Origin of the sequence: Paenibacillus sp. ISL-20, assembly GCF_018613005.1 — a bacterium.
Taxonomy (GTDB): Bacteria; Bacillota; Bacilli; order Paenibacillales; family Paenibacillaceae; genus Paenibacillus_AQ.
This window is the reverse complement of sequence record NZ_JAGGRD010000057.1, coordinates 12286-28849: the sequence shown is the minus strand read 5'-3', so window position 1 is coordinate 28849 and position 16564 is coordinate 12286. Positions and strand designations below refer to the sequence as shown.

22 protein-coding genes are annotated in these 16564 nt (G+C 47.4%); 3 read left to right on the top strand and 19 right to left on the bottom strand.

Going from position 1 to position 16564, the window contains the following annotated elements; all coding sequences use genetic code 11:
• Positions 1-30 precede the first annotated feature (30 nt).
• The gene (locus J7E85_RS27610) at positions 31-765 is read right to left on the bottom strand and encodes an RNA polymerase sigma factor (RefSeq protein ID WP_215163146.1); all 735 of its coding nucleotides are present in this window, start codon (positions 763-765) and stop codon (positions 31-33) included.
• Between the two features lie 175 nt (positions 766-940).
• Between J7E85_RS27610 and clpP the strand changes: the two genes are divergently transcribed.
• Positions 941-1522, top strand: a complete 582-nt coding sequence (gene clpP / locus J7E85_RS27605; protein WP_036664303.1) for an ATP-dependent Clp endopeptidase proteolytic subunit ClpP — start codon at positions 941-943, stop codon at positions 1520-1522.
• A 70-nt stretch (positions 1523-1592) separates the two neighbouring features.
• Entirely contained in the window at positions 1593-1805 is a 213-nt protein-coding gene (locus J7E85_RS27600) for a hypothetical protein (protein WP_076325135.1), read from the top strand.
• Between the two features lie 29 nt (positions 1806-1834).
• Here J7E85_RS27600 and J7E85_RS27595 read toward each other — a convergent pair whose 3' ends face one another.
• The 13 genes from J7E85_RS27595 to J7E85_RS27535 form a co-directional block, all read right to left on the bottom strand.
• Positions 1835-2752: a phosphotransferase family protein gene (locus J7E85_RS27595; RefSeq protein ID WP_215163159.1), complete on the bottom strand. Its 918-nt coding sequence runs from the start codon at positions 2750-2752 to the stop codon at positions 1835-1837.
• Positions 2753-2782: 30 nt separating this feature from the next.
• Positions 2783-3070: an antibiotic biosynthesis monooxygenase family protein gene (locus J7E85_RS27590; RefSeq protein ID WP_215163145.1), complete on the bottom strand. Its 288-nt coding sequence runs from the start codon at positions 3068-3070 to the stop codon at positions 2783-2785.
• Between the two features lie 40 nt (positions 3071-3110).
• The gene (locus tag J7E85_RS27585; RefSeq protein WP_215163144.1) at positions 3111-3464 is read right to left on the bottom strand and encodes a DUF952 domain-containing protein; all 354 of its coding nucleotides are present in this window, start codon (positions 3462-3464) and stop codon (positions 3111-3113) included.
• 442 nt (positions 3465-3906) lie between these two features.
• Positions 3907-4605 (bottom strand): Type 1 glutamine amidotransferase-like domain-containing protein, encoded by a 699-nt coding sequence (locus J7E85_RS27580; RefSeq protein ID WP_215163143.1) that lies wholly within the window; start codon positions 4603-4605, stop codon positions 3907-3909.
• Between the two features lie 14 nt (positions 4606-4619).
• A complete protein-coding gene (locus J7E85_RS27575) occupies positions 4620-4832 on the bottom strand; it encodes a hypothetical protein (protein ID WP_076325139.1) in 213 nt (70 codons plus the stop codon).
• Positions 4833-4871: 39 nt separating this feature from the next.
• Complete coding sequence (locus J7E85_RS27570) at positions 4872-5882, bottom strand: phosphotransferase enzyme family protein (protein WP_215163142.1); 1011 nt, start codon at positions 5880-5882, stop codon at positions 4872-4874.
• 3 nt (positions 5883-5885) lie between these two features.
• Positions 5886-6947, bottom strand: a complete 1062-nt coding sequence (locus J7E85_RS27565; protein ID WP_215163141.1) for an alpha/beta hydrolase — start codon at positions 6945-6947, stop codon at positions 5886-5888.
• A 229-nt stretch (positions 6948-7176) separates the two neighbouring features.
• On the bottom strand, positions 7177-7809 hold the full coding sequence (locus J7E85_RS27560) for a histidine phosphatase family protein (RefSeq protein WP_215163140.1): 633 nt from the start codon (positions 7807-7809) through the stop codon (positions 7177-7179).
• A gap of 43 nt (positions 7810-7852) precedes the next feature.
• The gene (locus tag J7E85_RS27555; protein ID WP_215163139.1) at positions 7853-8398 is read right to left on the bottom strand and encodes an NUDIX hydrolase; all 546 of its coding nucleotides are present in this window, start codon (positions 8396-8398) and stop codon (positions 7853-7855) included.
• Positions 8399-8438: 40 nt separating this feature from the next.
• Complete coding sequence (locus tag J7E85_RS27550; RefSeq protein ID WP_215163138.1) at positions 8439-9320, bottom strand: GNAT family N-acetyltransferase; 882 nt, start codon at positions 9318-9320, stop codon at positions 8439-8441.
• A 144-nt stretch (positions 9321-9464) separates the two neighbouring features.
• On the bottom strand, positions 9465-11159 hold the full coding sequence (locus tag J7E85_RS27545; RefSeq protein ID WP_215163137.1) for a M3 family oligoendopeptidase: 1695 nt from the start codon (positions 11157-11159) through the stop codon (positions 9465-9467).
• Between the two features lie 141 nt (positions 11160-11300).
• Positions 11301-11615: a DMT family transporter gene (locus tag J7E85_RS27540; RefSeq protein WP_215163136.1), complete on the bottom strand. Its 315-nt coding sequence runs from the start codon at positions 11613-11615 to the stop codon at positions 11301-11303.
• On the bottom strand, positions 11615-11962 hold the full coding sequence (locus J7E85_RS27535; protein WP_076325147.1) for a DMT family transporter: 348 nt from the start codon (positions 11960-11962) through the stop codon (positions 11615-11617). Before J7E85_RS27535 ends, J7E85_RS27540 begins: the two co-directional genes overlap by 1 nt.
• A 145-nt stretch (positions 11963-12107) precedes the next feature.
• Here J7E85_RS27535 and J7E85_RS27530 point away from each other — a divergent pair, with 145 nt between their 5' ends.
• Positions 12108-12974: a LysR family transcriptional regulator gene (locus J7E85_RS27530; protein WP_215163135.1), complete on the top strand. Its 867-nt coding sequence runs from the start codon at positions 12108-12110 to the stop codon at positions 12972-12974.
• An 18-nt stretch (positions 12975-12992) separates the two neighbouring features.
• Here J7E85_RS27530 and J7E85_RS27525 read toward each other — a convergent pair whose 3' ends face one another.
• From J7E85_RS27525 to yqeK, 5 genes are all read right to left on the bottom strand, one after another.
• Entirely contained in the window at positions 12993-13874 is an 882-nt protein-coding gene (locus J7E85_RS27525) for a Cof-type HAD-IIB family hydrolase (protein ID WP_215163158.1), read from the bottom strand.
• A gap of 193 nt (positions 13875-14067) precedes the next feature.
• Positions 14068-14721, bottom strand: coding sequence for an HAD family hydrolase (locus tag J7E85_RS27520; RefSeq protein ID WP_353049567.1), 654 nt, complete (start codon positions 14719-14721; stop codon positions 14068-14070).
• A 14-nt stretch (positions 14722-14735) separates the two neighbouring features.
• Positions 14736-15248: a hypothetical protein gene (locus J7E85_RS27515; RefSeq protein ID WP_251036088.1), complete on the bottom strand. Its 513-nt coding sequence runs from the start codon at positions 15246-15248 to the stop codon at positions 14736-14738.
• A gap of 69 nt (positions 15249-15317) precedes the next feature.
• Positions 15318-15722, bottom strand: a complete 405-nt coding sequence (locus tag J7E85_RS27510; protein WP_215163133.1) for an RDD family protein — start codon at positions 15720-15722, stop codon at positions 15318-15320.
• A gap of 60 nt (positions 15723-15782) precedes the next feature.
• Complete coding sequence (yqeK, locus tag J7E85_RS27505) at positions 15783-16382, bottom strand: bis(5'-nucleosyl)-tetraphosphatase (symmetrical) YqeK (protein WP_215163132.1); 600 nt, start codon at positions 16380-16382, stop codon at positions 15783-15785.
• Positions 16383-16564: the final 182 nt, after the last annotated feature.

Sequence of the window (16564 nt, the reverse complement as noted above, 5' to 3'; positions counted from 1 at the left end):
GTGTATGATCAGCCAGCTTGAATCTTCGCTTTACGCGGCCATTCTCAAATCGGACGAATATCCGCCGTACATCATATAACTTGCGCTCGGGGTTTGAACCTGCATCGGAACCATGCAACCGATGGCAGATGCTTCACTGCTATTCCATTGAATAAGTCTAACGACCGCTTCAACATCCCCGGATTGGTATGCCTCTGCCAATGCCCGAAGATTCAAGGTCATCTCCTCCTCTTCCGACATAGCCAATGCAAGTTCCTCTTCCTCTTGATCCAGAGATTGCAGCCCTTTGTGGGCACGATGAAGGGCCGCTTTCACCGCGCCCTCCGTTGTTTTCAGTTTCATTGCGGTTTCCGAAACCGAATATTCATACACTTCACGAAGCAGCAGCACTGTTCGCTGCAGGGGCGACAAGTGTTCCAGCAGCCATTGAAAAGCGAACTCGATGTTCAGTTTGCTGTTCTCGTTCGACGTTTCTTCCCTAGGCAAAACATGTTCCAGCTTCTCATCCAGAATTCGTCTATAGGTCTGATCCCGGCGGACCCGATCAATCCATGTATTCTTGGCAATCCGAAGCAACAGCGCTTCAGGATTGACATGGCTCCGCTGCTTCACATGCTCCAATGCCTTGATCCAGGTGTCCTGCACCAGATCATCGGAATCCCATGAGGAGTTTGTAAGGGACAGACAATATCTGTGCAGGGTAGCATTCAATTCCTCCAGACTCAGATCAGCCGGAGGGGAGACGCTCGGTCGATATATCGTCATCGGAAGCCAACTCCTTTCCTCATCTCGGTAAGATATCTTATAGGTAAACGAACGAAGTTATCTTTTCGTTACTTTCGTTTTCGATTTTTATTTCGTGGTTTCTCCGTATCTTTTGCGGCTTCCTCTTCGTTTACTTGCTGAAACCAGAAAACCTAACGAATATGGAGGATGAAACATGAATATTGTTCCTTATGTTGTTGAACAAACCAACCGGGGCGAACGATCTTACGATATTTATTCCAGATTGCTGAAGGATCGGATCGTGTTTGTGGGTGCAGCCATCGATGACGCCATCGCTAACAGTATTATCGCACAGCTGTTGTTTCTGGCGGCTGAGGATCCTGAGAAGGACATCCACATGTACATCAATAGTCCGGGTGGCTCTGTTTCTGCGGGCTTTGGCATTTACGATACCATGCAGATTATCAAACCTCAAGTCAACACTATCTGCACGGGCTTCGCCGCTTCTTACGGCGCGATCCTCCTGCTGGCCGGGGCCAAAGGAAAACGTCTTGCGCTGCCGAACAGCGAGATCATGATCCATCAGCCGCTGGGTGGTGTACAGGGGCAGGCCACCGATATTGCCATTACGGCTAAACGCATCTTGAAAACCCGCGAGAAGCTGGCGCACATTATATCCGAGCGGACAGGTCAGTCGGTCGAGCGTGTCGAAAAAGATATGGAGCGGGATTATTTTATGTCAGCAGAAGAAGCGAAGGAATACGGGATCATTGACGATATCGTCACTAAACTGTGACGCTATTCAAAATCATGTCCAACACCGCTAGCCCCGATACTTTATTTTATTCACAAGGAGTGGACTGTATATGCTGAAAAGTTTGCTGAATCAGGAAGTAAGTATTTATTTTACAGATGGAAGTTATGTGCGGAGCGGCACGCTTGAAGAAGTAGGTGAACAATTCATCCGGTATAAAGATGAATACGAGATGCTGTATGTACCGTTAACCGCCATTCGTTACGTTTCGGTGAATACCAAGGAACGAGACAAACCGAAGGTCGGATTCACGCCGACTGCCTGATCGGATAAACAAGAACCGCATGGGCTAACTTAGCTCATGCGGTTTTCGTTTGTATCGCTGTTTATTTTGTCTAATATGAATGAGAGCATTCGCTGTCTGCAGGCATCGTTCTGCTCCCTCTGATGAAAGCCGATAAATTGCAGGGCATGAATAACGGAGTAGAAATCAATCAGCGCCCGCTGCTCTTCGTTCGCCCCCCATTGTCTGCATAACGCCTCCACGTAGGGCATTCCCTGATCTCCAATATCGGAGACCACCGCCGTCTGGGTGAGGGCGACCATGTACAGCGGATCCCCGTAGCAAACCCAGTCGAAATCAACGATGCCCTGAAGCTTGCCTTCGGCTACAATTACATTCTTGATTGTAAGATCATCAAGGAAACAGACAGGCTCCACTTGGTCGAAATACGGTGTGTAACGCTGCTTCATTTTTTTTAATTGGACGATGGTTTCCGGAGTAACATCATCGATAATGTTATCTATGTGATTGCGGATATCACGATCAATGATCTGTGTCCAGGATGAAAAAGGCCCCTGCTCCCCGATCGGAACCCATCCGAATCCGGTGCCCCTGGAAAGCTCTGACACTCTACGCTGGTATGAAATGATCTGTACGGCAAGTTCAGCCAATTGTTCATGTGTCATTCCCTCAAGCTCATATCGGAGGTCCCGTCCGGGAAAGTGCTCCAGTATCATATAAGCAAAGGGGACCTTTTCCAAGGATACATCCGTTCGGATCACTCTTGGTACCGGCAAACCTAATGAAGAGAGAATCGCAATATTGTCCGCTGTATGCTTCAGGACGCCGGGCTTGCGATTGGTTCGGAGAATGATTTGTTCATCTGATAATGTCACACGATACACCTGATTGGTATGGCCAAACGACATGAGTTCGTTCTTTAGCGGCGGACTACCATAAATCTCAGTTATAAGATCTTCCAGGCTCATCTCCAACACCTGCCTTAACGGCTGCTTTATTTATACATCTTCAAAATGTTCAACGACGGGGAATGGATCGTAAAAGTGGTGCAGCAATTCCTTCCATTCCTGATATTCGGCCGATCCCCTAAACCCTATCGTGTGATCCTCCAGAGTCTCCCATTTCACCAATAGAACGTATTTGTGCGGATCCTCCAGACACCGCTTCAACTCATGCTGAATATATCCCTTCATCTTGGAGATGATCCCTGAGGCGACTTGGAAATTCCGTTCAAAATCTGCCGTTAGACCTGGTTTCACCTGCAGCATGGCCACTTCGAGTATCATTGTTTTCCCTCCTTGGTATCAAGCTAATATTCATAACACTTTATCCTCTATATTCAAGCTCGGTAGAAGCCTGAAACGTGAATAACCCTTCTTCATCCGGCTCAAGACGATACACCTTCTGGACGGCGTTCAGGTTCAGCCCTCCATATATATGCGGGTACAACTGGTTCATCTTATATAAGTCCTCATATACAATCTCCGCATCCACCTGATCTTCTTGAATACCCAGCACCAATAGATCCGTCCTACCTGTATAGAACATATTGGCTACTCCGCTGACCTGCTCCTCTGTGGAGCAGTGGATAAATCGGTCCGTCTGTAAGCTCGGCGGCTCGTACAATCTATTCTCTCGTGCTACCTTCCAGGCTTCCTTAGAAATCATATGATAGATCATGCCCTACGTTCCCCCAGTCGCTTATTTTTCGTATATCTTGACACACTTGAAATAAAAAAACCATTCTTTTCTTATTGTTTTCATGAAGGCATCCTTCTCATTAGCGTGATCTGGCGGAATGCCCCTTTTTCCTGTTAGGAGACGCTCCGTGTACGAATCGTTCCTCCCATCGCTTGTCCGGAATCGTTTCGTCCTCTCCGCTACGTTGTGCGAAAACATACGTTAGACATACGAAAAGAAACCGTTTCTTGATTTCTGATTGAGGACTGACGAAAGTGAGTCTAGAGGTCAGATGGCTTTCGTTTGCCCATAATCTGCGTCAAGCAAGCAGCAACGGACCGAAGAGCAAGAAATAGCGGTGCAAGGATAACATCCTGAGCACCGCCATTTCCTCATTTGACACATTTTTTAATCTGACGAATCGTCAGCCAAGTGAGTAAACCTACTTATGGGACTGCCCCTTTACAATCGTATATTGATCCGGGTCAAAATCCTCGAAGATTACTTCATGGACGGATTCGCCCAAAGCATACGCCAGCTGCCCATTGATAAAAACGGCACATGCCTGCTCATCAATGCCGATCCCACGCTTCACCTTCTTAGTTCTCATACCCTCCAGCAGATTGGACTGGTCGCTCCACTCCGTATAGTGAACGCTGATCAATACATTCGAAAGTAACCCTACCCCTTGCTTAAACAGCATTACGCTCTGTTCATTATCCAGCGGCGATATGAGGCAGATCTCCGGAAGAATCAAGGCACCTGCTGAATTCCCCGCAATGGGAACACCGTTCTCATAACAGTTGATCAGCAGATCTTTAAAACGACCGGTCGCGTAATAGTGATGATATTTCTCCGTGTTGCCCCCGCCAATAAATATCCCCGTGGCCTGTGACAACACCTGTTCAGCCTGTTCCATGTCCAGGATCCCATCCTCATCAGGAACGATCACCTGCATATCCTGGGCACCTGATTCTGTCCACATCTGCTGAAACAGGGGAACATACTCCTCCCAGCCCGGTCTGTTCATGATGCATAAAACGATTCTAGCGTTGGAACCGCCCGCTTGCTCTACAAATTGTCTATTGGTCTCTGTTTGAAAGGAATGTCCTCCAAGCAAATATAGATATCGATCCCTCAAGATAACGCCCCCCTTTATTTCTTCTTTTTCGGACCTCGTTTGTAAACATAGAACAGCAGCACGGATATAAAATAAATCGGAAGCAGGATAATGCCAATCACAGCGCTCAGCAGGACGATGGAGAGCTGACCCCGGTCTGCCATAACATCGTAATTCACATACCCGTACACAATCCAAACCAGCCATACCAATGTAACGGCATATCCTATTTTATATGGTAATCTCACAGCATTGTTCACATCCTAGAAGTTGTTGACGTTACACATTCATAGACATTTCGAATACAACAATTCAGCAAACTCATGTTGGTTCCGTTCCATCCATTCACTTCTGATCAGAAGTTGCTTCAACATCAGGTGAAAATAGGAGGCGATGTTCCTTCCGGCCAAATGCTGTCCGATATAGATGCTTAATAATGAAACATAATATAACTCCATGATATAGGGAATCCACTGGATCTCTGCTCGGGTTAACCTCATATATTTTCGATATTCATCTAAAAACAACTCGACCTTCGTCAGGGTCTGGTCCTCTTGCTGAAGAAGATGGTTCAGACAGATGGATAGTTCCCATATCCGTAAGTCCATAGCCGCAAAATCAAAATCCAATACACCGCTCATCTCCCTGGACTGGGGATCGATCAAGAGATTAAAAACTAAAATATCATGATGGACCATTTGCTTAGGCAGTACATTCAGTTCAACTGCATGGTTCAACCCAGATTCATAGTATCCTTGCAAAACAGCTATCTGTTCGGCATCAATCTCAAAAGGAGGACATGTCAAAAACTCATAAATGTTCGTCTGATTGGCTAGAGAATGAAGGTTGTAAACTTCATGGAACGCAATCTCAGGACAAACCACATCAACGGAATTCAATTCGAATTGCTGAAGAGCATATGATATTTCCCCAACGGTCCGTCCATAACTAAGCACATCGGACATGCAGGATAGATCAGGGACCACTCCTTCGATAAAGCGTGTCAGGGAGCCCAAGGAACCGTCCGACAGAACCACGTACTTCGCATCATCCTTACAGGAGACGAAACCTGGAACATCAAACGATAAGGAACAACGCTCCAGATAAGCTGTTAATTCAACCTCGAACCGCAATCTCTCTTCATTCTTCGTATGACGATTGTATATTCTTGCAACGTATTTCCCTTGGTTCATTACGACAATTCGGGAGTCATTCGTCATGCCGAAAGGCACGGTCTCGATCGAATGCACAGGTCCATGAACATAATGCTGCAACAGCTCCAGAAATAAGTGTTCCAATGTCTACACCTCATTTTTTTCCAGCGCGTTCCCCTTATGATCAATCTTATAAACCCCATCCTGTTTCATGGTCTCACTCAGCAATACCCCCTGATATTCGTGTAACTTGTTCGACACATACTCACGAAGGAATGCTGTCACGTATAGACTAATTGTCCTTTGAACCTGCGATACTTCACCCTCTTTAAACAGTAGGGGAACATCACTGAAGGTCATGTGATTGGCGCCCTCTACCTTTAAACAGGACATATACCCAGACAAATAATAATACAACCCTTCATACCCATCGACAAATGGATTCAAGATCGCTTCTGAAAATTGGGGTTGGAGTTCCTTATGGGTACATTTTTCTTGCCGCATCACCAAAAACGGAGTTGCGATATCAGCTCTATCCTGCAGATGGAGAAGATGAAAGCTGGGATCCAGCAAAATCGCTGCCCTGAAATCCGCTTTTCTCTTCACGGCTTCAAATACAGCTGCCCCGCCCAAGGAATGTCCAACCAGACCGATCCGTTCCATGTCCATCAATGGGGATGAAAAACAAGACTCTAGCTCTTGCAAATGAGCAGCCGTATACAAAATATCCTCCACTCTTGCCTGCAACAGCTCGTCCCACAGAACAGTATCAGTACTTTCGATGGATGACATCTTTTCCGTTTGTCTGATAAAGCGACCATCAGGATAAATAGAAAACATGGATTCGTCAGTCGCTCCAATCGTTACCACGATAAATCCCTGCTTGACTAAATTTTCGATTTGAAACATGTACATATCTCTTACAATCCCAAAGGCAGGAACATAGAGAATAACCGGGCGTTTCTCAGCTGTATACATGGGCTCGGCTTGATTCACCACCGGAAATCCTATCGATTTAATATGATCCTCATCCGCCCCCATCTCTTTAAGGCTAGCGAGTGCCATTTCAGCACAGGGATCAAACAATCGAGCGTACGATGAGACCGTGGGACTCTCTGCATTAGTCTCTGCCGGATAAAATAGACTGATTATGATACTCCTACCCATATCGCTAGAGTCAAAATCCCCCCTTGAGCGATCGTAAAACACATGTACAAACCTTCCTATGTTCATTCACTTCACTCCAGAATAAGGCAGTTATTAACGTTGCGAATATTATCAAGGCCAGAAGGAACATATGATTCATCTGTGCTACTTACATAAGTGGATCTAAGGCCAACCCGGATTAACCTCCGGCAGCTGGCAATCCGATGAATAAATTGATAAAGAGTCATGACACAGCTCCTTCATCCAATGTCGGCGAGCCAGCGAACGATCATTACGCACCCTGTTTTTCCCTGTAATGACTGACATCCCCATGCAGGAGGATGGAAGGCACCTCATCCGTCAGTTCAATCTTGCTCAGGCATGTCGGGTGGATATAGGGCAGATCCCACAGCCGGTCCATGCTTCTCCCTTCAAAATAAGCCATTAACAGCTTGACCACCACAGTATGCGTGACAAGCAAAATGCTTGCGCCTGGATTCGAACCGACAATATCGACAAGCTTGTTAACCGCACGTTCTCTGACCTCGTCGAAAGTCTCGCTGCCCGGGACGCCGAACAGCTCCGGATGATTCCAGAAATGATCTAGCTGCTGAGGATATAATTCGCCGATCCGTTCCTGGGTTTGTCCTTCCCATACGCCCAGATTAATTTCTTTGAATTCATCGCAAGCCGTAACCGGCACATCTCGGTTCCCTCTAATAATCTCGGCTGTATGAAATGCTCTGTTACTGGTACTCGAATAGATGAGATCAATAGGGTCATGCTGTAAGGCTTCGCCAAGCCATTCCGCTTGCTGAATGCCCAGCTTTGTCAGCGGCGAATCCAGATGTCCTTGAAATCGGTGTTGCACATTCCACTCGGTCTGTCCGTGTCTTACGAGGTAGATGGTGGTTGTTTCTTTCATCAATGGTTCCCTCCCTAACCTAGTATGCAACTCATCGTTTTAACTAAATTAAACCGTCTGCTTGACGTATGGCATAAGCCAGCTTGTACAGATCTGCAATATCCTGCCTGCCCGTCTCTTCAAATCGCTTAACAGCTTCCTCCAAATCAACCGCCTCTACCGCGATGACCTGCTCGCCATCTTCGGGATTTAGCGGCTCTCCGACGATGCGTACATCCCCGTAACCTACCAATCGAACAAAATGAGGATGGGGAATATGCGGCCGATAGGGAGTCTTGCTGCTGGATTCACAACGAAACTGGCCGAAGACCCGATATGACTCAAGCTCTGCACCCAGCTCCTCTCGAACTTCCCGTCTAAGTCCATCCATATAGGACTCTCCGGGTTCCAGGGTTCCTCCTGGGAGCTCCCAGCTTCCATCCGCTACCTGAAAAATAATGCAGCGATCCCCGGCAAACGGAAGGATCGTGACATTGCTAACCTTCGATTTATCGAAAACTTCGCTAAGCACAAACCTGGCTCGCACCACGCCCCAATGGATATCATTCGAGAGAGCCCGGTACAGGCTCATATCCGTGTTTTTTCTCATGCACGCAATTCCTCTCGAACATTACAAATATTCATACAACCTATATAGTGCTGTATTCATGAACCATAAGCACCTGCTCCATCGAGCTCGTAAATCCAAACGCCTGCAGCACGTTCACCAGTTCCTGATGCGAAGCCCGGATGTTGAATGCAGATCGCTTGCAGGCATAACCGGGTTGTATCATCTCCAGTACTGCCGTCTTCATTACAGCTTCTGCATCGGGGTGTCCTGGAGCAGCCTCACAACGAAACAGCGTAATTGCTGCCAAACGACCTTGGGCATCGAACACCCGCTTAAACAAACCAAAGCCTACCTGTTCTTCCCCTTCATATACAATAACGCATTCGCCGTCCTTGATACTGGAAGCGTCTGTCTGCCAGACTTCACCGGATCGATAGAAAGCCACGGAGGCAGCCTCCGCAGCTAGGCCTCTGACTTGTGTGTATGGTGAAGGTGTATTCTGCACACGCTGCTCCTCAATGGTCTGTTCATTCGTCATGATGAGAAGCCGGTCGATGATTTCATACCCAACGCTTTCGTAAAGACGGATCGCTGGCGCATTCGTGCTGATCGCCTCTAAATAGGCACGATGGACGCCTTGTTCTACGTAGAGCTCGGCGTTTTTCTCCATCATGTTTTTGCCGATTCCTTTCCCCCGGAAATCGGGAGCTATCGCTGTCCCGCCGTTACGTGCAATCTTAACGCCATCTTCCTCCCGAAAACTGTTCATGACGATGCCGGCTGGTACGCCATTCATGTAACAAGCGAGTGATCTCTCCATGCAAAGACCATCATTTCCGATACGGGCAATGAAGCGGTCCAGCGGCATCGAGGCGTTAACCATGTATCCTTCAAACGAGTGATTCCAGAGCTCCGATACTTCCCGAATCGGAAGCTCGCTTAACGGTTTGTATGTGATCAATGTTTAATCCTCCTAATCAAGAGTCATGAGTGAGTATGGAATATGTAGAGATGCTCTCTATTAAAAACATGCAGGAAGAACACCTAAGTAAAGTACGTACTCAGTCGTGTTCTCCTGCATGTCTTAGCCATACTTATTTACGATTTAAAGAGCTGCATCATCTACGCTGTCCAGCCAAGCTTCGATGCTGCCAATGACGGAAGTGACACAGCCATCCTCGAATGGGGAGATCAAGCCTGCCACCTTCACCAATTCGGTGAAGGACTTGCTTCCACCTTGACGGCACAGGTTCAGATAATCTGCCCATGCAGCGGATTGATCCTCATGCATCTTCTTCCAGAACTGGAATGCACAAATTTGAGCCAGCGTATAGTCGATATAATAGAACGGCGAGCTAAAAATATGACCCTGCTTATGCCAGAAGCCGCCTTGCTCCAGATAGGAATTGTCATCATAGTTCCGGTGCGGCAGATATTTCCGCTCAATCTCACGCCATGCCTGTTTCCGTTCAGCTGGCGTAGCATCCGGATTCTCATAAACAAAGTGCTGGAATTCATCAACGGTGACCCCGTAAGGAATGAAGATGAGTCCGCTCGCGAGATGGTCGAAGCGGTATTTATCCGCCTCATCCTCGAAGAAGCGGTCCATCCACGGCCATGTGAAGAACTCCATGCTCATGGAATGGATTTCGCACGCCTCATAGGTTGGGAACCCATACTCCGGCACCTCAAAACCTCTGCTCTCATACACTTGGAACGCATGACCGGCTTCGTGCGTCAGCACATCAATATCACCGGAAGTCCCGTTAAAGTTGGAGAAAATAAACGGTGCGCCGTACTCACTAATATAGGTACAGTATCCGCCGCTCTGCTTGCCTTTTTTGGCAACCAGATCCATCAGGCCGTTCTCCTGCATGAAGGTAAAGAACTCGTGAGTTTCCGGAGACAATTCTTCATACATCTTCGCACCATGGTTTACGATCCAATCCGGGTCACCCTTAGGTGTTGCATTCCCCGATTTGAATGAGAAGTTCTCATCGTAGTACAGCAGTTGGTCCACATCGATTCGTTTCTGCTGACGTTCTTTCAGCTTGGTCGCAACGGGAACGATATGCTCCAGCACCTGGTTGCGGAAATTAGCGACCATCTCCGCGTTATAATCCGTACGGGCCATGCGGGCATAACCAAGCTCTACATAGTTGTTAAAGCCTAGCTTCTTGGCAATCTTGGTTCTCACCTTAACCAGATCATCATAGATACGGTCGAAGTTTGCTTCGTTCTCAGCCATGAAGCCGCTGGACGCCTCCATAGCACGTTTACGCATATTACGATCCGTCGATTGCTGGAAAGGAATCAACTGCGACAGGGTACGCTCTTCGCCTTCGAACTGAATTTTGGCGGAAGCGATCAGCTTCGAATATTCAGTCGTCAGTTTGTTCTCCTGCTGCAAATCCTCAATGATCTCAGGGCTGAAGGTTTTGAGTGATAGCTCTGCCAGCTGGAACAGCTGCCGCCCCCATTTGTTCTCAAGCTCGGCTCTGAATTTCGAATCCACGAGGGCACGATAATAATCCGTTATGTATTCCTGGATCACGGGTCCATTCTCGTCAAAGAAATCCTGCTCTGCCTTATAGAACTCGTCGTTCGTATCAATCGAGTGCCGTATATACACCAGTTGACTCAGGGTATCCATCTCACTGCGGAGTTTGTTAATGTGGGTCATCGCCTGGTCTTGCTCCTCATACGTGCTGGCGGAGGTGAAGGCGTTCAGTTGTTCCTTAAACTTTTGCTCAAAAGCTTTTACGTCGGGGCGTTCATAGCGATACTCGCTGAATTTCATAAGATACACCTGTCCTTTCCCATGTAAAAATGCATCCTGGCGTCTGATCGCATGGATTCAAAACACCAAACTATATCTAAATTCTATATGCTAATCACAATATCCTTCACAGGTCTATGAAATTCTACACGCCCCGATTGGTTACGTGATGATCTTAAGACCAATCGCTGAAGCCAGGATTAAAGCAATGAAGAAAACCCGACGCGCTTCCTTCGGTTCACCAAACGCAAACATCCCAAGCAGGGTGCTGCCGGCCGTCCCCATTCCCGTCCAAATCGCATAAGCGGTGCCCATGGAAATAAAGGCCATCGCGTACGTCAGCAGCAGGAAACTCGAACCAAGCGAACACGCTAAAAAGATGTAGGAGCCCAAGCTGCGAGTCAGGCTCACCCTTCTTAAGGCGATCACACCCAACACTTCACATAACCCTGCGGCGATCAGAGCGATCCATTCCATTACGCACCACTCTCCTTCGCCTGGTTATCCGTATCCTTCGTGACCAGTTTGAGTCCCAACACCCCTGCAGCCAACATGCCAATCAGCAGCAGCTTGATGGGATTCGCCTGCTCGCCAAACACGACGATCTCCACCAGCACCGTACCGGCTGTCCCAAGTCCTGTGAAAATCACATAGACCGTACCGATGGGAAGTTTAGCCGCAGAGTCCAGAAAAACTTTAAAGCTGAATATAATTGAAGCGATGGTAATGATCCACTGCCACCAGGTATCGGAATGCTTCAAACCGGATACCCATACAACCTCCAGTGCCCCCGCCAATAATAAGAGCCACCATGCCTTTTTCATCCTCCAACATCCTTCCACTCTATATTTGCATGAAAATATTTATGATGTAGTTGTGATTGTAATCTAAAAATGGCATACCGTATAATGATAAATAATAATGATGTCATCATTTTTAGTGATGCCTGAAGGAGAGAGGAAGGTTTAGATGGAGCTTACCGATCTGAAGGTTTTTCTGAGGATTGCCGATGAAGGGAATATTACCCGCGCTGCGGAGCAACTTGGGTATGTGCAGTCCAATGTTACGGCCCGGGTCAAAAAGCTCGAGAATGAACTGGGGGTTCCCTTATTCAACAGACACTCCAATGGAGTGACTATGACGGAAAAAGGACGGATGTTCCGGGACTATGCGTGTACCATTCTCAATCTGTCTGAAGAAGCGGTGCGGGCTGTACAGGAAACGCCTTATCCAAGCGGTTCTTTAACCATTGGCGTCGTGGATACGGTGCATTGCGGACATTTCATTAAATCCTTGTCGGACTATCAAACCATGTACCCGGACGTCACGCTATCGCTCTTGACCGGCAGCTCTTCGGAGCTGATTGCACAAGTATTAAACTACCAGCTGGACGGTGCATTTGTGACAGGAAACATTCCGCCGAAGCTGGTTGCCGATTATGTAGAAGAGGACGAGGTCAAACTGCTGATCAAATCGAAGGAACAGCCCTTTCCCGATCTTGCGGTGACCAAATGGGCCGTTGCTCCGGCGGGATGCCCGTTTCGAAGCATTCTCGAAAGGTGGCTGTTAAGCGAAGGAATTCCGCTAACCAATATGATCGAAGTCTCATCGTTAGAGACCCAGTTAGGCATCGTACGATCAGGTCTTGCCGCTACGCTGCTCCCCACCTCCGTCTTGAGCGGAGAATTTGCGAATATGGGCAGCTTCTCGATCCCGGAAGCGTTCCGGCATACCTCGACAAGCCTGATCCGGCGCAACGACCGGTTCAGGAACAAGGCATTTTCCGCTTTTACCGAACTGGTTAAAGTTAATTTCGATAAGACAGAAGGTTTATGAACTGTGACGTTCTCAACGTCATAATTGTCCTCCCAGAGTGGATATAATGGTATGCTCTCCCGACAGTTCGATCTGTTGCTGGATATAATGGGCGACTCCATCAAGCTCATTCGAGTCGATAATATGGTCAGCCAGCTGCCGAATCCTTTCATGCGCGTTTCGCACCGCAATCCGGGTGCCTCCGGCTTCAAATAGCCCCACATCATTGATGTGGTCGCCGAAGACCACCGTGCTCTCCAGATCAATACCCATATGGGAGGACCATAATTGCAGTCCGTCTCTTTTGTTTGCTTTAGCATGACTAAATTCCAGGAAAAAGTGGTTATGGATATAGTAATCCGGCATCATATGTGCATGAATCACATCACCGAATAATTCCATGACCTCGCACCGTATCGGCTCCAATTCATCAAAAAGTCCAATGTATGTAAGAGCTAGCGTCCGGTAATCCGGCGGACAGTTCAGGGTCTTCACTTCCATAAATCGCGGATCATGGGGCCGACTATGATAAAAAGCCTTCTCTCCCTCTCTCCGCAGCGCCTCATGCAAAACACGCTCACGATGATCCACATCCAATGAAAAATAGTAAGGAGTAATACCAAACTTCCTCCCCACGTCGATAATCTCATTTGAAATCTCCCGTTCAAGCCAGGAACCATCGATTACAGTTTGATTCACCCCGTCATATATCAAAGCGCCGTTATATAGAATCAGCGGGTACTTCCAGGAGATTTCCGAGACGACGCTTTGAGCGCTAATATAGCCGCGGGCAGTAGCAAACGTGACGACCACGTCCTGCTCCAGCGCATTCGCGATAACATCCCTAGTATAGGGTGAGAGTGTCTGATCTGATCGTAGAAGCGTGCCATCCAGGTCGGTAATATACGCTCTTTTCTTCATCATGAAGCAATGCCTCCTTCGCCGTCCAGTATGTGACAAAACCCAGCCATAGAGTAGCTCTTTCTAAGACTGGGCCTTTATTATGATTTAGACATCTTCCATGATTATACAACTTCTAAGTTGGAGAGGGTAAAGGAATTCTATAGAGTCATCAATATGGCATAACTTGTCTAGGAAATGGCACCTCCGAGATTTATTTAGTGATACGCGGCTGAAGATAATCTATAACTTCTTTTATATGCTGAATCTCGGCAAGCGGAAAAACACCCATGCTGTTCATTCTGGCGGTGTCCCCGCGATAGGCGATAAATGGAATTCCGGCGCTCTCGGAGGCCTTGCCATCCACCCAGGCATCTCCGACAGACAACCATTCCTTCGGTGATGTATGAGGGAAGTGCTTCAGTACCTCCAAATAACCATCAGGTGCCGGCTTTAACAAGCCCATGGCTTCTCTGCCAATAATGAGATCAAAATATTGCACAATCCGGTTCTCTTCCAATGCGGCCATCGCTGCTTCCACCGCATTATTCGTCACAATGGCCAGATGCATCTGCCCATGCAAGTGCTGAACAAGCTCGCTTGCGCCCGCTTCTAGTTCTGCACCCATCATCCCTCTCATCTCATGTTCCTTGGCAATATTCCACATCGCCTGACGAAGATCTTCCGACAGCAGCCCTGTATTCATGGCTTCAGCAATAATGGTTGAGGTCGTATGGGTGTCCATAGACAGACCTTGGGGCAAGATTCTGTGATGGCATAGAAAGGCGTAGATGTCCCTCTTCATCGCGCCAAAATCAATGCTGGAATGCAGCAGCGTATTATCCATATCAAAAATAATCCCTTTTATCGTGAACCCGATATCTAATCAACTCCAGTCATGGAAACGCCTTGAATTGCGGCTCCAGCAGGTAAGCCTGATTTGGGTATTCGGATCAATGATGTGACGCTTGCCTGGCCAGGGTAATCCTCCGTCCCATCATCTGCTTGTGAAGCTAAAGTGATATATAGATGATTTTTTGGATCCCCTATCTGTTCGCTGGTCATCTTCATGGATGCGATCCGAAAACCTTTTGCCGACGGAAGCTGTCCTCCGCTAATCAACATATAAATTTCCTGACTCGTTTCCTTAAGCACCCACCCGCCGGGAGCCCTATTTATGCTGTCATCATAAAGCTGTTGAATACCCGGATCAAGATGCTCTACCGAACGGGACTGCCAAGTAAATTCCGAGGCGGTTTTGGTATATAGAAGCTGCTCATATGGAACTTGAATATAGTCTGTCTCGCGGATTTCCCTTTCTTCTTCCGTTACACGCTCCGCATCGTAGAAATCGTCTGCTCTCTGCTCATAGCAGCCTGAAATCAATATCATCATAACAATCATGGTGAACGTCAGCCGTCTGTTGATGAGTAGTCGCAAAAAATGCACACACCCCTTCATCTCCTAATCATACACAACTTCCGTACCGGCGATAAAATCGTGAAGGGAACGCTTATCCTCGCGCATCGCAACCATAAAGATACTCACGATGAGACCAATTCCAAACGTTAGCGTATACACAATTCCCGCTACGAGGTTGCGGAGCAGCATCGTTCCTATGCCCGGCGGCTCAAGAAAATCGAATTTGCGTATGCGAATTCCGCATAAACGCTTGCCGATGGTATAACCATTCCAATACACGGGCACCAAAATGGCATACAGACCATAAATCAAATTATTGATCGGCTCATTCTCAAAATTCCCAGTGATCAAACCTGCAATGAACCATAACGGAAGGCTCACGATGATTCCATCCAGAAGATTGGCGCCTAGCCGGATCCAAAAACCGGCCACTTGGTTTTCGTCCATCAATATACCTCCTTAAAAAATCAAGATTGCATTCAATTATGGACTCCGATCAGCAAATGATTATACTCTTTGGCTAATTAGCTCACTTCTGGCTGCGATTAACCACGGATGCACCAATTTCATTTTGTCACGTTGATTCCATACATGGTCCAAATACACAAGCGCCGCTCCGTCTAAATCCAGTTCGTCCAGTTTAGTGCGCATGTCCGCTTGATAGGCGTGATCGCCTTCAAGTTCCCAAGAGATCTTATCCGCAACGAATAATACCTTATCCAATTGGCTTGCCCCGGCTTTTAACGTTGTATGGCATTCAATAGCGTTCAATATGTCCGGAGAAGTGCAGCCGAAGATACGCTGAGCCATTTCCATGGAAAGCTTCTGATGAATGATCCTGATATATCGGTGTTCCTCTTCCATAATGGGTAGAGACCATTCTTCCGCGGCCTCCTTCATTTCACTTACCGAAATAGCATTGCTGATATCGTGCAGCAGCGCCGCCTGCCGGGCTACATCTGGGTTTACATCAAATAACGGTGCGATGGCTAACGCCTCTCGAACTACATCCATGATATGCTCAAACGTTTCCTGCTCTCCATGCTTGATGAGAAAAGCTTCTACATCATCCCTTAGGTTATATGTAAACTCTATGCCATGAGTCAACTTACTAAACACGGAATCCCTCATCCTAGACACACACCTTTCCACACAACATTTTCCAATCCCTCATATCATTGTAAGCTCCGGTTCCTGATCGAACAATAGTTTTTCCCACATTTCCCCATCCCACCGTCATCCAGCTCAAGTAGAGAATGTAACTTTCACACAACTAAATCAGCCACAAA

What these genes read in the sequence shown, in the direction of transcription:
- J7E85_RS27540 (WP_215163136.1), bottom strand. Translation starts at nt 11,615, where the DNA reads ATGGAATGGATCGCTCTGATCGCCGCAGGGTTATGTGAAGTGTTGGGT.
- J7E85_RS27610 (WP_215163146.1), bottom strand. Translation starts at nt 765, where the DNA reads ATGACGATATATCGACCGAGCGTCTCCCCTCCGGCTGATCTGAGTCTG.
- J7E85_RS27525 (WP_215163158.1), bottom strand. Translation starts at nt 13,874, where the DNA reads ATGAAGAAAAGAGCGTATATTACCGACCTGGATGGCACGCTTCTACGA.
- J7E85_RS27510 (WP_215163133.1), bottom strand. Translation starts at nt 15,722, where the DNA reads ATGGACGAAAACCAAGTGGCCGGTTTTTGGATCCGGCTAGGCGCCAAT.
- J7E85_RS27530 (WP_215163135.1), top strand. Translation starts at nt 12,108, where the DNA reads ATGGAGCTTACCGATCTGAAGGTTTTTCTGAGGATTGCCGATGAAGGG.
- J7E85_RS27600 (WP_076325135.1), top strand. Translation starts at nt 1,593, where the DNA reads ATGCTGAAAAGTTTGCTGAATCAGGAAGTAAGTATTTATTTTACAGAT.
- J7E85_RS27595 (WP_215163159.1), bottom strand. Translation starts at nt 2,752, where the DNA reads ATGAGCCTGGAAGATCTTATAACTGAGATTTATGGTAGTCCGCCGCTA.
- J7E85_RS27555 (WP_215163139.1), bottom strand. Translation starts at nt 8,398, where the DNA reads ATGAGAAAAAACACGGATATGAGCCTGTACCGGGCTCTCTCGAATGAT.
- clpP (WP_036664303.1), top strand. Translation starts at nt 941, where the DNA reads ATGAATATTGTTCCTTATGTTGTTGAACAAACCAACCGGGGCGAACGA.
- J7E85_RS27585 (WP_215163144.1), bottom strand. Translation starts at nt 3,464, where the DNA reads ATGATCTATCATATGATTTCTAAGGAAGCCTGGAAGGTAGCACGAGAG.
- J7E85_RS27590 (WP_215163145.1), bottom strand. Translation starts at nt 3,070, where the DNA reads ATGATACTCGAAGTGGCCATGCTGCAGGTGAAACCAGGTCTAACGGCA.
- J7E85_RS27535 (WP_076325147.1), bottom strand. Translation starts at nt 11,962, where the DNA reads ATGAAAAAGGCATGGTGGCTCTTATTATTGGCGGGGGCACTGGAGGTT.
- J7E85_RS27560 (WP_215163140.1), bottom strand. Translation starts at nt 7,809, where the DNA reads ATGAAAGAAACAACCACCATCTACCTCGTAAGACACGGACAGACCGAG.
- J7E85_RS27545 (WP_215163137.1), bottom strand. Translation starts at nt 11,159, where the DNA reads ATGAAATTCAGCGAGTATCGCTATGAACGCCCCGACGTAAAAGCTTTT.
- J7E85_RS27515 (WP_251036088.1), bottom strand. Translation starts at nt 15,248, where the DNA reads ATGATGATATTGATTTCAGGCTGCTATGAGCAGAGAGCAGACGATTTC.